Source organism: Cytophaga sp. FL35 (assembly GCF_014349235.1).
GTDB lineage: Bacteria > Bacteroidota > Bacteroidia > Flavobacteriales > Flavobacteriaceae > Euzebyella.
Genome location: NZ_JACSOH010000045.1, coordinates 1 through 14,403 on the forward strand (window position 1 = coordinate 1; position 14,403 = coordinate 14,403).

Annotated in this window: 12 protein-coding genes and 1 pseudogene; 10 read left to right on the forward strand and 3 right to left on the reverse strand. The window is 37.3% G+C overall.

The genetic code is table 11. From position 1 onward, the window contains the following. Window positions 1-689 precede the first annotated feature (689 nt). Together BIZ36_RS19985 and BIZ36_RS19990 are read right to left on the reverse strand one after the other, a co-directional pair. Window positions 690-929 (reverse strand): CBU_0592 family membrane protein, encoded by a 240-nt coding sequence (locus BIZ36_RS19985; protein WP_187459634.1) that lies wholly within the window; start codon window positions 927-929, stop codon window positions 690-692. A 3-nt stretch (window positions 930-932) separates the two neighbouring features. Further along, window positions 933-1,529: a TetR family transcriptional regulator gene (locus tag BIZ36_RS19990; protein WP_187459635.1), complete on the reverse strand. Its 597-nt coding sequence runs from the start codon at window positions 1,527-1,529 to the stop codon at window positions 933-935. A gap of 166 nt (window positions 1,530-1,695) precedes the next feature. Here BIZ36_RS19990 and BIZ36_RS19995 point away from each other — a divergent pair, with 166 nt between their 5' ends. The 7 genes from BIZ36_RS19995 to BIZ36_RS20025 all read left to right on the forward strand — a co-directional run bounded on the left by BIZ36_RS19995 (window position 1,696) and on the right by BIZ36_RS20025 (window position 12,004). Then, entirely contained in the window at window positions 1,696-2,958 is a 1,263-nt protein-coding gene (locus tag BIZ36_RS19995; protein ID WP_187459636.1) for an alkaline phosphatase family protein, read from the forward strand. Between the two features lie 11 nt (window positions 2,959-2,969). Next, window positions 2,970-6,206 carry a SusC/RagA family TonB-linked outer membrane protein gene (locus tag BIZ36_RS20000; protein ID WP_187459637.1) on the forward strand — a complete coding sequence of 1,079 codons (3,237 nt, stop codon included), beginning with the start codon at window positions 2,970-2,972 and terminating at the stop codon, window positions 6,204-6,206. A gap of 18 nt (window positions 6,207-6,224) precedes the next feature. Beyond that, window positions 6,225-8,027 carry a RagB/SusD family nutrient uptake outer membrane protein gene (locus BIZ36_RS20005; RefSeq protein WP_187459638.1) on the forward strand — a complete coding sequence of 601 codons (1,803 nt, stop codon included), beginning with the start codon at window positions 6,225-6,227 and terminating at the stop codon, window positions 8,025-8,027. Between the two features lie 407 nt (window positions 8,028-8,434). Further along, complete coding sequence (locus BIZ36_RS20010) at window positions 8,435-9,154, forward strand: hypothetical protein (protein WP_187459639.1); 720 nt, start codon at window positions 8,435-8,437, stop codon at window positions 9,152-9,154. A gap of 517 nt (window positions 9,155-9,671) precedes the next feature. Beyond that, window positions 9,672-10,184: a hypothetical protein gene (locus tag BIZ36_RS20015; protein WP_187459640.1), complete on the forward strand. Its 513-nt coding sequence runs from the start codon at window positions 9,672-9,674 to the stop codon at window positions 10,182-10,184. Window positions 10,185-10,187: 3 nt separating this feature from the next. Next, the gene (locus tag BIZ36_RS20020) at window positions 10,188-10,946 is read left to right on the forward strand and encodes an isocitrate lyase/PEP mutase family protein (protein ID WP_187459641.1); all 759 of its coding nucleotides are present in this window, start codon (window positions 10,188-10,190) and stop codon (window positions 10,944-10,946) included. Continuing rightward, complete coding sequence (locus BIZ36_RS20025; RefSeq protein WP_187459642.1) at window positions 10,943-12,004, forward strand: bifunctional transcriptional activator/DNA repair enzyme AdaA; 1,062 nt, start codon at window positions 10,943-10,945, stop codon at window positions 12,002-12,004. The genes BIZ36_RS20020 and BIZ36_RS20025 overlap by 4 nt, the downstream gene beginning before the upstream one ends. A gap of 231 nt (window positions 12,005-12,235) precedes the next feature. Here BIZ36_RS20025 and BIZ36_RS20030 read toward each other — a convergent pair whose 3' ends face one another. Continuing rightward, on the reverse strand, window positions 12,236-12,397 hold the full coding sequence (locus BIZ36_RS20030) for a hypothetical protein (protein WP_187459643.1): 162 nt from the start codon (window positions 12,395-12,397) through the stop codon (window positions 12,236-12,238). A 379-nt stretch (window positions 12,398-12,776) separates the two neighbouring features. On the opposite strand from BIZ36_RS20030, the gene BIZ36_RS20035 reads away from it, so the two are divergent. From BIZ36_RS20035 to BIZ36_RS20045, 3 genes and pseudogenes are all read left to right on the forward strand, one after another. Beyond that, a complete protein-coding gene (locus tag BIZ36_RS20035) occupies window positions 12,777-12,914 on the forward strand; it encodes a hypothetical protein (protein WP_187459644.1) in 138 nt (45 codons plus the stop codon). A 219-nt stretch (window positions 12,915-13,133) separates the two neighbouring features. Further along, window positions 13,134-13,549, forward strand: a pseudogene (locus BIZ36_RS20040) (VOC family protein). 128 nt (window positions 13,550-13,677) lie between these two features. Further along, window positions 13,678-14,403: hypothetical protein (locus BIZ36_RS20045; protein WP_502709173.1), on the forward strand; the 726-nt coding region annotated here is incomplete at its 3' end.

Consider the following 14,403-nt stretch of genomic DNA (forward strand, 5'->3'; position numbering starts at 1 on the left):
AAGGCTGCAACGAATGCCTTTTCCTTGGAATATCCATGTAATTTAATCATGCCATTTGCTAAATAATGAACCTTTTCGGCCAAAAGCAATTCGGATGCCAGTTTATCTTCAATCTCTTTTCGTGCAAACATTTTCAGAAAAATTTAATCTATTAGAAGAACCAATTACTTTCAATTTACAAAAAATTAATATAGAAATATAACAAAATCAGAAATGACATATGAGAGTTGCCTTGATATAAAAATTGGGACTTTTTGGTAATTTTTATTTCTCTCTTCTTTAACCATTTCATTATATACGAAGAAGAGCGAATGCTTCAGTTAGTGTTAATTTTGCGATGCCTTTGACAAGGGTTCGTTCATATAGTTTGAGTTAGTTAAGCAAAGCCAGTATTTATTACTGGCTTTTTTTTGAAAACTACCTATATTGTAACCTTAGACAAAAAATGTAGCCATCCCTGTTTTCTACAATTGATAATTCAAAATCGTAACTTAGGGTAAAGTTCAAATAAAAGATTGAATATAACTTTCTACATAATTCACAACGCCATAAAAACCGATGATTTTATGAATTTAGTGAGGTCCTATTTAGGGGAGGCTACAGTAGTTATAATCATAAATGTAAAATATTTGTGGCCTCACCTTTATTAGGGTAGGCTACATTCTTTTGAAAAACAACAAACAAGGGTATTATCTTTCTTTACTCTTTATGAGTCCGTAAAATGCAATACAGCCCCACGCTAAATTGACAAATACAACCGCCCAAGCGCCATAGTATAGACCGTTTAGGATGAACAGGACACTACCTGAAATATTGAACCAGTGGTATATAGGCTGAGTTGACATCCATTTTTCTTTAATCAGCATATAATATGAAAGAAGAAAGGCGCAAGTACCTAACCAACCGAGGGATTCAAAGAATATGGCCATATGCTAATATTCGAATAATTTCAAACAATGTGAAATATAAATTTCTTGTTGTTGTCTGCTTGAATCATCAATTTCATCGAACATTCCCATATAATAGTATGAGCCATCAATCATGGCAAAAATAACCTCGGTCAGTTCTTCAATATTGTTATTTATAATTATGCCATTAATTTTTGCCTTGATTAAAGATTCCTTTAGTACTTCGTGCAACTTGAGCAAATATTCCTTGAAACTAGTATTTATAGCTTTTTTCCTATATATAAGGGCGTAACAGCTATAGAAAACCCCATCATCAAAATATTGGTTCCATTTTCTTGAGAAAAGGTTTTCAATTAGGTTCTCAAGGTCTTCACGGCTTTTTATGTTCCCTTTATGGCCTTCAGTCATAACATTTAAATGTTGCTGCAGAATAAACTCGGTCAAACCAATTAACAGTTCATCCTTGGTATTGAAGTAATGCATGACTAGTCCATTGCTGATATTCATATGGTTAGCCACCTTGGCAATGGACGCATTCTCTAGACCAATATTTTTGGCTACATCATAAAACGACTCAACGATTTCTTGTCTTCTAGTTGCTCCTAAGCTTTTTCTTCCCATTACCCTATTACTGAATAATTATTCACAAGTATACAGATTTCAAATATAAATTTATTGAACGGTCATTCAATTTATTTTGCGATCCTATAACGATTAGTTAAACTTAAATTAATTGAACGTTCGTTCAATTTATATTCCTTTGACCCGAATTTAAACCCACCGATCAATGAAAAGAAAATTACTTAATTCACTGATAACCTGTATCGCTTTCGGCTCTTTACATGCTAATAATTTTCAGGTAAAAGACAGCTTGGAAAGAAAAGTTGTCTTTATAATCGTAGATGGTATTTCTGCTGATCAGTTAAAAAAAGCAGATACTCCCAACTTAGACGCTATTTCGGAAGCCGGTAGTTTTACAGAGGCATATGTTGGCGGAGGAAAGGGTACCTATTCTGAAACTCCAACCATTTCTGCGGTTGGTTATAACAGCCTTTTGACAGGTACCTGGGCCAACAAGCATAATGTTTGGGGTAATTCAATTGAGTCTCCCAATTACAATTACCCTACAGTCTTTAAATTATTCAAGGATAGTTACCCTTCAAGAACTATGGCCGTGTTTTCATCTTGGTTGGACAACAGAACAAAACTAGTAGGTGAAGGTTTAAATGAAACGGGGAATATTGAACTGGACTATCACTTTGATGGCTTGGAGCATGATACAATTAATTACCCTCATGACCGAGAGCGAAATTTTATGAAGTTAATAGATTTTACCGTAGCGGATAAGGCTTCCGAAATCATAAAACGAAATGGTCCTGACCTTTCTTGGGTCTATCTGGAATTCTCAGATGATATGGGCCATGGATTTGGCGATAGTGAAAGGTTTTATGCCTCTGTTCATTTTGAAGACAATTTGGTAGGACGTATTTGGGAAGCAATCAAATCAAGGGAGAAAAACTATAATGAAGAGTGGTTACTTGTGATTACCACGGATCACGGAAGAAGTCCAAATGATGGTAAACATCATGGAGGTCAAACTGAAAGGGAAAGAAGTACTTGGATAGTAACCAATTTAAAAGATACCAATACCTACTTCAAAGAAGATAAACCGGGAATTGTTGATATTCTACCGAGCCTTACCGACTATTTAAAAATGGATGTGCCCTCTGATATAAGACGCGAATGGGATGGAGTCTCCTTGATTGGCCCAGTGGATGCATATGGATTAACGGCCCAAAGAGTTGGTAGAAATTTAGAGGTAAGGTGGAAAGCAAAAACCAGTGGCAAAGCTCATTTATTGATTAGTAAAACTGATGAATTCAATAAAGGCGGAAGTGATCAATATGAATTGTTGAAAACGGTGAAAATAGAAAATGGGGCAGCTACTATACCTTTTAGGAGATTACCCAAACAATCTTTTAAACTGCTTTTAGAAACCCCTAACACCACCCTAAATACTTGGGTGGTAGACGATAATCAAACCAACTAATCCAAAAATAAATGAAAATTAAAAATTTTTTAATGGGCTTGTTTCTATTGTGTTCTTCTCTGTCAGGATTCGCACAGAGAGAAATAACTGGAACGGTACGGGATCAGTCCGATATTCCCATGGCAGGTGTATCCGTAGTTATCCAAGGAACTACGATAGGTGTCTCTACAGATTTCGATGGAAACTATCGCATTGATGCAGAAGAAGGTCAAGTTTTAGAGTTTTCCTATATAGGTTTTTTGACCGAACGTATTAAAGTCGAGTCGGAATCCATTTATAATGTAGTACTACAGGAGGATGTTCAAGCATTGGGTGAAGTTGTTGTAGTGGGCTTCGGATCTCAAAAGAAGCTGAACCTTTCAGGTGCTGTAAATAGTGTAACCGTAGAGCAATTAAGCACTAGACCTATAAATAATGTTACCCAGGGCCTTCAAGGAATGTCTCCAGGATTGAATATCGATTTTTCAAGTGGTGCTCCGGGCGCAGCACCAAAAATAAATATTCGCGGCTTTACTTCCATAAATGGAGGGGACCCCTTGGTTCTTATTGATAATATTCCTTCCGATGTTGCTTATCTCAATCAAATTGCCCCAGAAGATATCGAGAATATTTCCGTTTTAAAGGATGCTTCTTCCGCAGCTATTTACGGTGCTCGGGCAGCTTTCGGAGTAGTACTGGTCACCACAAGAAACGGAAAGGAAGGAAAGACCAATATTAGCTATAATACCAGCGTAACCGTGGGCACCCCTACGGTCACTCCAGAAAAAATAGACGACCCTTACATTTACATGAGATTGCAAAAAACTTTCTCAGGGAATACGCCATGGGACAATCAGTTTTTTACGGATGATCAATGGAAATGGGCAAAGGAGCGCAGTGATAACCCTTATGGTACGGCCGGAGTAAGAATAAACCAGAATACGGGGATGTGGGAATATATGGGCAATCAAGATTGGACGGATTATTTCTTGGCTGGCACAACCCATTCCAATAACCATAATTTAAGTATTAACGGTGGAACAGATAAGCTTAATTATTTTGTTTCGGGTTCCTATAACAAGGACAACGGTTCCCTCATATTGGCCGATGATTATTTTACCCGTTCAGGAATACGAACAAAACTAAATGCACAATTGAACGATTGGCTAAGTATTGGCAATAACACATCTTACATAGTGGGCAAAAGAAGAAATCCGTCCTATTTTGACATTACTTCGCTTTATAATTTTAACACTTATGAGTATGCCGAAAACCCAGATGGCAGCTGGGCCAATACAAGTGTTGGCAGAATGGCCGCAAGATTGGCCAATGGAGGAGAGGAAGAATACAGGACAAGTACCTTTAGAACCAATTTCACTGCGCAAGCATCCATTGTAAAGGATATTCTGAAAGTGAATGCGGAGTATACCTATGAACAAGAAAACCAGAATTACGACGCTAATTACTCAAAAATTAGGATAGGGTTTGCCCTGGATGATATTAGGGAAGAAGGGGAGAATCGAGTTTGGAAAGGGTTTGGAGAGGAACAGTATAACGTACTTAACATCTATAGTACATTTACTCCCAATTTAGGTGATAATCATAATCTTACCTTATTGGCTGGGTACAATCAAGAAGAGTATTATGATGAGTATAGCGATTTAAACAGGAACGGGGTAATCGCCTCTTCACTACCGACATTTCAATTAGCTACAGGAGACATTCAAGGAAGTCAGACCATATACAAATGGGCCGTTAGGGGTGCGTTCTATAGGGCCAATTATATTTTTAAAGACCGTTATATTCTAGAGTTAAACGGTAGATATGACGGTTCTTCACGATTTCCAAAGGATAAAAGATTTGGTTTCTTTCCTTCTGTTTCGGCCGGATGGAACGTTTCGAGGGAAACTTTTATGGAAAGTCTAGACCCTGCAATTAGTTTATTGAAGTTTAGGGCTTCCTATGGAACTTTAGGCAACCAAGATGTAGGTGCGTTCGGTTATATTCCAACTATGACGGCGAGAAATTCGGATTATATAATAGGCGGACAACTGCCCTTACAAATTTCCTCACCGGCCTTGGTTTCCGATAATTATAGCTGGGAAACCGTGACTACACAAAACTTTGGTATGGACCTAGGATTGTTCAATAATAGAGTAAGTGCCACTTTTGATATTTATAGAAGGGATACCAAGGATATGCTTACCCTTGGTAAGGACTTGCCAGGAGTTCTTGGAGCATCTGAACCATTGGAAAATGCAGCAGATTTAAAAACAAACGGGTGGGAACTTTCGATTGGTTACCAAAACAGTTTTGGAACGAAAAAACCATTGGGTATAAATGCTAGATTCATCCTAAGTGATAGCCGTTCGTACATCACAAGCTTTGATAACCCCAATAATAGCCTTGTTCAATATAGGGAAGGTATGGAGCTTGGTGAAATATGGGGACTTACATCGGACGGGCTTTTTGGTTCACAGGAAGAAATTGATGCTTTAGATCAAACTAGTCTAATTCCGTGGGGCGCATTGGAAATTGTGGAAGGTTGGCCCAAGTTTATAGACCAAGATGGAAATGGGGCTATCGAAGTAGGTAGTAGCGCCAATGAGCCTAAGGATATAGGCGTTATCGGCAATATCATGCCGCGCTATCGCATAGGTCTTAATTTAAACATGGACTGGAATAATTTTGACCTAGGTATTTTTCTTCAAGGGGTAGCCAAGCGAGATTACTATCCAAAGGATTATTTGTATTGGGGATTTTACCAACAACCTTATGCGGGGGGGTATGACCATTTGAACGATTATTACAGAGCCGTAGATGATTCACAAGAACTAATGGCTCAACACTCAGAAGCATATTTGGCTAGTGGTTTGGCAAACGCTAATACGGAGGCCAAGTATCCGGTGGCCCAATCATGGTTAGCGGATAGGAACTTGGGAGAGCGTATTGATCAAGCAAAAGGTTTGGCCATTCCGCAAACGGCATATATGCTGAATGCCGCTTATTTAAGATTTAAAAACGTAACATTTGGTTATACCATTCCTTCCGACTATTCAAATAAGATGGGTATTTCTTCATTAAGAATATTTTTTAGTGGGGATAACCTTTTTGAGTGGTCCGAAGTTTCGGATTTCTTCGATCCTGAATCCATATCCGATATTGATAATAGATTAAATCCGGCCCATAGCCCGGGCAGAACGGAAACTAGCGGATATCAATACCCTTATCAGCGAAAATATGCGTTGGGTGTAAATGTGAGTTTCTAACCATAAATCAAACTAAAAATGAAAAGTCAAATTAAATTTATAGGTACAACCGTAATGGTAACGGCAACCTTGCTTTTATCAAGCTGTAATGATGATTTTTTAGAACAGCTTCCGGAAACGGAAATCGGGGCCGAAAAATTTTTCAACACGGAAGAAGACCTTTCCATTTATGTAAACGGCCTATACAATTTTCCCGGTATTGGATTGTATTCCGAGGATGAAGCTACCGATAATATGGCCACTACTGGTAATCGGGAAATTAAAACCCTTATGACCACGGATGCAAATTCAACCACCATAACTTCCGGATGGGGATGGGGAACACTGAGAGATATCAACTTTTTTCTTGAACATGTAGAGAATGCCAATGTAACGGATGAAATTAGAAATCATTATATAGGAGTAGCACGTTTTTTCAGGGCCAACTTCTATATGGAAAAAGTAAAAAGGTTCTCCAATGTTCCTTGGTATGATACTGTTTTGGGAACTTCAGATGAAGAACTTCTGTTCAAAACAAGTGACCCTAGGCAATTTGTGGTCGATAAGATTATGGAAGACTATCAGTTTGCTTTTGACAATGTAATGGAAGAGGTGCCAGATGGAGCTATTAATAAGTGGGTAGTTGGTACTTATTATGGTAGAAATGCCCTTTATGAGGGCACTTTCAGAAAATATCATGGTGAATTAGGATTAGAGAGTTCCGCTATTGCCCTTTTACAATTGGCCAGTCAAATATCACAGGTAATAATGGACAACGGTGCCTATTCTATTTATACTTCCGGAAACCCTCAAGATGATTACCTTTCCCTATTCGAAAGCATGGACTTGAGTGGAAATCCAGAGGTTATATTGGCTAATTACTTTGAGATGGATGTAAAAAACGCAGGCGATCCACAATATATGTTTGGAAGCTATGAAGGTGGACCTGCAAGGGATTTGGTAACTGCATATCTAATGGAAGATGGTAGTTATTTTAGTGAACAGCCGAATTCTGATACCATGACTTTTGTAGAGGAGTTTGCCAGTAGGGATCCAAGATTGTCCCAGACCTATTCCTTTCCAGGTTGGCAATTGGAATATACTTCAACTTATAGTCCCGGTAGTCTGAATTATGTGCAAGAGTTAAAAAAGAATTTTACCGGTTACCATCAAATTAAAGGTTTTGCCAATAGTGCTTCATTTGATGTGCGCGCAAATATTGATATTCCTGTATTGAGGTATGCGGAGGTTCTACTTATCAATGCAGAGGCAAAGGCTGAACTAGGCATCATCAATCAAGGAGATTTAGATCAAACAATCAATTTACTTCGTGATAGAGTAGGTATGCCACATTTGACCATGTCAGTAGCTACAGATAGTTATCAAGCAGAAAAATACCCCTTAGTGACCAATCCAGTTCTTCTGGAAATTAGAAGAGAAAGAAGGGTAGAGTTGGCCATGGAGGGTAGAAGGTTGGATGATCTGAATCGCTGGGCCGCTGGAAAAGTTTTGGAAGAGGAACCCGTAGGGATGTATTTTCCTTCGCTTGGAAAGTTTGATCTTACTGGCGATGGAATTGAGGATATCATATTGTTAGGAGAGTCTGAATCTGTTCCAGACCCTAAAGAAGAAAACTCATTGGGCGTACCCTATGTTTACTATGTGACAGGTCAGATAGGAAGTATCAGTGCCGATGTTTATCTGACAAATGGTACCAGTGGACATATTATAGCTACCCCTGAACGAGGTATTTTTCAAGAACCTAAGCACTATTATAGACCTATACCAGCCACCGAAGTAACTTTAAACCCGGCCTTGGAACAGATTTTTGGCTGGGATTAAAAAAATGTACAATTCTTAGTTTCAAATTTCATTGTTGAAGATGTGTGAAGGCCCTTATGGGCCTTTTTATTTACAATTTGCAAAAACCTATTCAATTAAAATGTAGCCTTCCCCATTTTCTACAATTGATAATTCAGAAATCGTAAATTAGTGGAAAGTTCAAAAAAAGGATTATTCTAAGCCATTTGTTTTTGAGACGAGAGATCATCGATTTTATGACCTTTAGGTGCCATCGAGGATAACCGTGCATATCAACCGCTATATGCAATCTGGTGTGCTCCCTTGTATTTTTCTTTTTTACGTACCTTGTTGGTACGACAAACAAAAACCCAATCGCACGACTACACTTAACCCTGCGTTGGGAGTAACTATAAAAAATGAAACTTCCATTCAAAACAATAATTTTTTTGAGCTTATCATTTTTAATTGGTTGCAATAACCAAGAAGAAAAAAACAACGGATTTGAATGGAATGTCGAAAAAGAAAAAGTCCATAACCAAAATAGAAACGATAGCACAAAAATCAGCAAGAAAAATTGGAAAGCGGATATAGGGAATATCAATTTAAACGGCAAACCATTGGTTAATGGAGTGTTTCCTGTTCCTGACTATGACTTGACCGACAGTACTTTTGTAGGACTGGGAAATTCTGGCGAATGGAAAGGAATAAAATTAGAGGACAAAACAATAATCTATCATTCTCTTTACGTCACCAAAAGTGACGTTAACAAAAGGTTTATTCCAGAAAAGTCAAATGAGGTGTTTTTTACAATCGTCGGACTAACAGACTCTGTGGACACGAAGAAATTTACCCATACAAGTGTGAATGTAACATCCAGAAATCATCCACACTTTACAGGACAGGGTTCTATCAAAACGAAATCCAGTAAAATTGACTTCATAGCTTTTTTAACTGCCGATAGAAACGAGTATGCAATCGTGAATATGCGACTGTTCGACTTAAGAGTTGGCCGAATAGTTTTAATTGCACCACAAAAAGATGGGACTTTTCGTTCCCTACAATTGGAATCACCAATATTGTCTTCAGAAGAGATGGACATACACATAAAAGAATTACTTAAGGACAAAAAAGTGGTGGACTTTTTTACTCAATCTAGTAACATTTAAGACCTATCGGGGCGGAAAAAAACTACGCCCAACACTGGTAATCGTTGCACAACCACTTATTGAGTAACAAAACGGATTATTCTAAGCCTCTTTAAGGGTCTTTTTTGAAATCCTAGGAGGAAAAGCGCTATTCAGCATAGTATTCAAAGCAAGTTGCCCTACATGTAGCCTTCCCCGTTTTTTAAAATTTATAATTCAGAATTTATAACTTAGGGTAAAGTTCAAAAAACGATGATTGATTCCTACCCAAATGTGTTGTAACACAACCTTTCAACAGAGTTAATATTGACAGCCATAATTAGTTCCGTAAAACGTCAATTAACAAAACTACTAAAAAGAACAGGAAAAGGAACTGGTGATGGTTTCTGGTTCAGATTCCTTAAGTAGTGTCGTAAAACGGTCCTTTTAAGGGACTATCACTTCGCTTGATTGAAATGTTCTTTGATTCAAAGACAGGAAAAAAATACGTGTCAATTTTTCGGTTGCAAAGGAATAAGGAAGCTGATTCTTTTGTATTATGGAATTAAGACAACTAGTAATCTACCCGGCACTTTTTATTCTATTTCCAATCACTTTGATTGGTCAAGAGAATAGGCTAAGGACCAATGTTTTTGTAAGGACACCCCAAATTGTAAATTACAATTTTGAACAAAATGTAATTACCTACAGTCCATTTGTATCAATTGGAACAGGACTTTCCCATAAATCCAAGTTCATTGAATTGGCCACCTTCATAAGTGATTCGGATACCTATGGATTCTATACTTTTTTTGGGACAACATTGCATACTAAAACCTTATCCGATAAAATTAATTTATTCACCAATTGGTTCGGAGAGGTGACCTATGTGCCAAGTCAGGCCGAAGATTCTGACTATTTTATTTACACCACTGGAATCTGCTACTTTCTCAACCACTCTTTTGATTGGGGGGCCATTGGAATTCCGTTATGTGTCGGGATCGCATACAGTAATAATCAATTAAGCTTGAATACCAGAACAATATTAAATCTCTCAATCAACTTGAACTAGACAATGAATTTTAAAAACTTACACCAAAAAGAGAATCCACTTCTAATAAGTAATGTTTGGGATGTGGCAAGTGCAAAGGAAGCAGAAGATTTGGATTTTGAAGCAATTGGTACTTCGAGTGGAGCCATCGCAACAATGTTAGGGTATGAAGATGGAGAAGAAATTTCATTCAGAGAATTGAAATACATTATAGAACGAATTGTAAAGAGTGTAGACATACCAGTATCAGTAGATCTTGAGGCAGGATATGGTTCAAACTCTAGAGAAATTGTTCGTAATATATTAGAAATGTCCGACTTGGGAGTTGTAGGGGTCAATATAGAGGATAGCAAGGTTGCCAATGGACAGAGATCTATGATAAAGGGTATCGATTTTAGCGGATTGCTGAAAAGCATTACTTCGGAACTCAAATTGACTGGACGAGAAATATTTGTCAATGTCCGAACTGATACTTACCTGATGAATATAGACAATGCCCTTCAAGAAACTTTGGTTAGAGCCAAGCAATATGAAAAAGCAGGAGCAGATGGTCTATTCGTTCCCTGTATCGAAAAGCAAGGGGACATAGAAAAAGTTATCAAAGGGACAGACTTGCCCTTAAACGTTATGTGCATGCCGAACCTTCCAAGTTTTTACATTCTTAAAGATTTAGGCGTAAGCCGTATTTCAATGGGTAACTTTGTATTCAATCGAATGAAAGTAGAATTAAGAAATTTCCTTGACGAAATAAAGTTCAATCAAAATTTTACATCCCTATTTTGAAAGTCACAATTAAAAATAGAATCAAATTCAATGAATATTATCAGGCATTGCTCGATAGAAATCCCCAGTACATAGGGGTCTTTTTTGTAGGGGTCAAAACAACATCTGTTTTTTGCATTGCAACCTGTAGGGCACGTAAACCCAAGAAAGAAAATGTCGAGTTCTATTCTTCTTTTAAAGAAGCCATGGTGAATGGTTTTCGCCCGTGCAAAGTTTGTAAACCTACTGAAAATACAAACCAAGCCCCATCAAATGTAGTGTTGGCAATCGAGATGGTAAAAAAGAATCCAAAAGAAAAAATAAGTGATGAAATCCTTCGTAGAAATGGCTTGAATCCATATGCGATCAGAAGATGGTTTAAAAAGAACTACGGTATGACTTTTCAGGCATATCAAAGAATGTATCGTGTGAACAATGCTTTCAAAGAACTTAAAGATGGTAATTCTCCTACCTCTACTGCATTTGATTCGGGCTACGAGTCCTTGAGTGGATTTGGTTATACCTATAAAAAACTTATGGGAAAATCACCTATCAACAGCAACGATAGAAAAGTAATTTTGATCAACCGTCTCACTTCACCACTAGGACCTATGTTCATATGTGCTACGGAAAAGGGAATTTGTCTTTTGGAGTTTACTGATAGAAAAATGCTTGAAACCGAATTCCGTGATTTACAAAAAAGGTTAAATGCCGTGATTTTGTCCGGTGAAAACGGGCATATAAAACAACTAAAAAAGGAGTTAGAGGAATACTTCCAAGGAAAAAGAAAAGACTTCGATGTTTCCCTTGATACACCAGGCACTTCGTTTCAAAAAGAGGTTTGGGAGATTCTTCGAGAGATACCTTTTGGGCAAACTTCCACATATCAAAAACAGGCAATTGAATTGCAAAATGAAAATGCGGTGCGGGCAGTGGCACGTGCCAATGGCATGAACAGGGTTTCCATTGTAATTCCTTGCCACAGAGTGATTGGGAAGGATGGCACATTAACTGGATATGGTGGTGGTTTACCAAGAAAAAAGTGGTTATTGGACTTTGAGAAAAATTTAATACGCTGATTTAATTGTCTTCGAATAGCTTGTAATTAATACGAGTTCTAAAAAACCAACCTTTTTCGGCAATGTTTGATTTTCGCTTATTTTGAGGTCTTATATTGAAAGTTCAAAAGACGATAGTGCAGAGAAAGCTACTTGATGTAAAAAAACAAACCAATACTATAAGTGCGATTGTTTACATTCATGAAAATATAGTGATTGCGGTGTTATAGTTGCAGAAAAGTTCATACAAATTTAAATATTTACCATTTCTCTGGCCATTATCAAGGCTGCAACGAATGCCTTTTCCTTGGAATATCCATGCAATTTGATCATGCCATTTGCTAAATAATGTACCTTTTCAGCCAAATGCAATTCGGCCCTTAATTTATCTTCAATCTCTTTTCGCGCAAACATTTTCAGACGAACTTAATCTTTGAGAAGAACTAATTACTTTCAATTTACAAAAAATAAATATAGAAATTATAACAAAACCTGAAACGACATATGAGACTTGCCTTATTATAAAAATTGGCGCTTATTGATAAATTTTTATTTCTACCTTCTTTAACCATTTCATTATATACCAAGAAGAGCAGATGATTCAGTTAGTATTAATTTTGCGATGCCTTTGACAAGGGTTCGTTCATATAGTTTGAGTTAGTTAAGCAAAGCCAGTATTTATTACTGGCTTTTTTTGAGAAAACTACTTATGTTGTAACTGTAGCCTTGCTCTTGTTCTACAATTAATAATACAGATGTCGTAACTTCAGGGAAAGTTCAAATAAACGATATCATGAAAGAATGGGTTAAAAAAGATATTGAAAGATTCAAAAAGGAAAGAGAAAAGATTGTGAAGACGGCCTATCAGGACGCTAAGAAGTTCAAAAAAGATTGGCAACCTGAGTTTACAAAAGAAGACGAAGAGGAATGAATTTAAAGTTCAATAAAACGATTTTTAAAAATACTATCCGAACAAGTACCAGAACTTGTCACCGAACAAGTAACGAACAAGTACCGACTAAGTGAGCGACCAAGTAACCGACCAAGTAGTGAATAGTTTGGATTTACTTATGTGTTGTATTTAGACTGTTTTCAAATTTGATAATTCATAAATCGTAACTTAGGGTAAAGTTCAAAAAAACGATTTTCCATGTATAATAGAATTGCCCATATCGCTTTGGTTGTTAAAGACTATGATGAAGCAATCCAATTTTATACACAAAAATTGGATTTCATAGTTCTTGAAGATACTAAAATCGATGAGTTTAAAAGGTGGGTTGTTATCGCTCCGACCGGAGCAAAAGAGTGTAGCCTTCTGTTGGCCAAAGCTGCTAATGATGAGCAGTCAAAAAGTGTAGGCAACCAAACAGGGGGTAGGGTTGGATTTTCCTTTTTACTGACGACTTCAATAGAGACTATGAGAAATTAATGAATCGTGGAATCACATTCGTAAGATCTCCCAAACTGGAACCCTATGGAGTTGTAGCCGTATTTAAAGATCTTTATGGTAATTTGTGGGACCTATTGGAACCCAATGAAAATAATAAAGGTGTTATCAGTATTTAAATCAAAAGTTCAAATAAACGATTTTATGTTTACGTAGTCAACACCACATAGTCGGATAAAATCGATTGTTGTCCAAATAAAATTGTCACGTCCGGATCGACTGTTCGTCCTTATATAAAACTTAACTGATGAAAAGAGTCCTTTTAATTGCATTGATCGCATCATGTTGTTCAACGCAAAAAGAAAAAAACGAATATCGGGAACTAACGGAGTTCGAAGGGCATTACGAATATATCGGGGACACGACCTTGGATCTTGTAGCTTCCGAATTCGATACGATCCTCTATGTTATATTGGACAATGCCAAATACCCTCTTAGACAAATCGAGAAAGATAGTTTTGTAAACATCCGCAACCAATCCGTGGTTTTTGGGAGGGGTAAAGATGGCCAGGTGGTCAATTATAGATCGGGAGGTAGAAATTTCAAACTTCTAAGTAGGGAAATCAAGAAAGTCGAAATGTTTCCGCGGAGAAACCTATTTCATAATCCGGAGAGTTACACTTATGTGATGCCGGAACAGAAAAACGATGGCTTGGCAACGGGTGACCTAAATGAGGAAATCACGGACCCGGAACCGATCATTAAAATGGTCAAGGAAACCATAAAGGGCAAATTCCCTGAAGTACATAGCATCCTTGTCCTAAAGAACGATAAATTGATTCTTGAAGAATACTTTTATGGCTATGATGCCGATACTCCGCACCAATTGAGGTCCGCAAGCAAGCCATTGATAGGGGGAATACTTGGGATAGTGATCGATAAAGGGTTTATCAAGGACGAAAAGGAGAAGCTAATACCGTTTTTTGCCAAAGAATACCAAAACCTTCAAAACATGGACGAAAGAAAAAAAGAA

Excerpts from the sequence above, each read along its gene's own strand:
- BIZ36_RS19985 (WP_187459634.1), bottom strand. The coding sequence starts at position 929 with ATGGCCATATTCTTTGAATCCCTCGGTTGGTTAGGTACTTGCGCCTTT.
- BIZ36_RS19990 (WP_187459635.1), bottom strand. The coding sequence starts at position 1,529 with ATGGGAAGAAAAAGCTTAGGAGCAACTAGAAGACAAGAAATCGTTGAG.
- BIZ36_RS19995 (WP_187459636.1), top strand. The coding sequence starts at position 1,696 with ATGAAAAGAAAATTACTTAATTCACTGATAACCTGTATCGCTTTCGGC.
- BIZ36_RS20000 (WP_187459637.1), top strand. The coding sequence starts at position 2,970 with ATGAAAATTAAAAATTTTTTAATGGGCTTGTTTCTATTGTGTTCTTCT.
- BIZ36_RS20005 (WP_187459638.1), top strand. The coding sequence starts at position 6,225 with ATGAAAAGTCAAATTAAATTTATAGGTACAACCGTAATGGTAACGGCA.
- BIZ36_RS20015 (WP_187459640.1), top strand. The coding sequence starts at position 9,672 with ATGGAATTAAGACAACTAGTAATCTACCCGGCACTTTTTATTCTATTT.
- BIZ36_RS20020 (WP_187459641.1), top strand. The coding sequence starts at position 10,188 with ATGAATTTTAAAAACTTACACCAAAAAGAGAATCCACTTCTAATAAGT.
- BIZ36_RS20030 (WP_187459643.1), bottom strand. The coding sequence starts at position 12,397 with ATGTTTGCGCGAAAAGAGATTGAAGATAAATTAAGGGCCGAATTGCAT.
- BIZ36_RS20035 (WP_187459644.1), top strand. The coding sequence starts at position 12,777 with ATGAAAGAATGGGTTAAAAAAGATATTGAAAGATTCAAAAAGGAAAGA.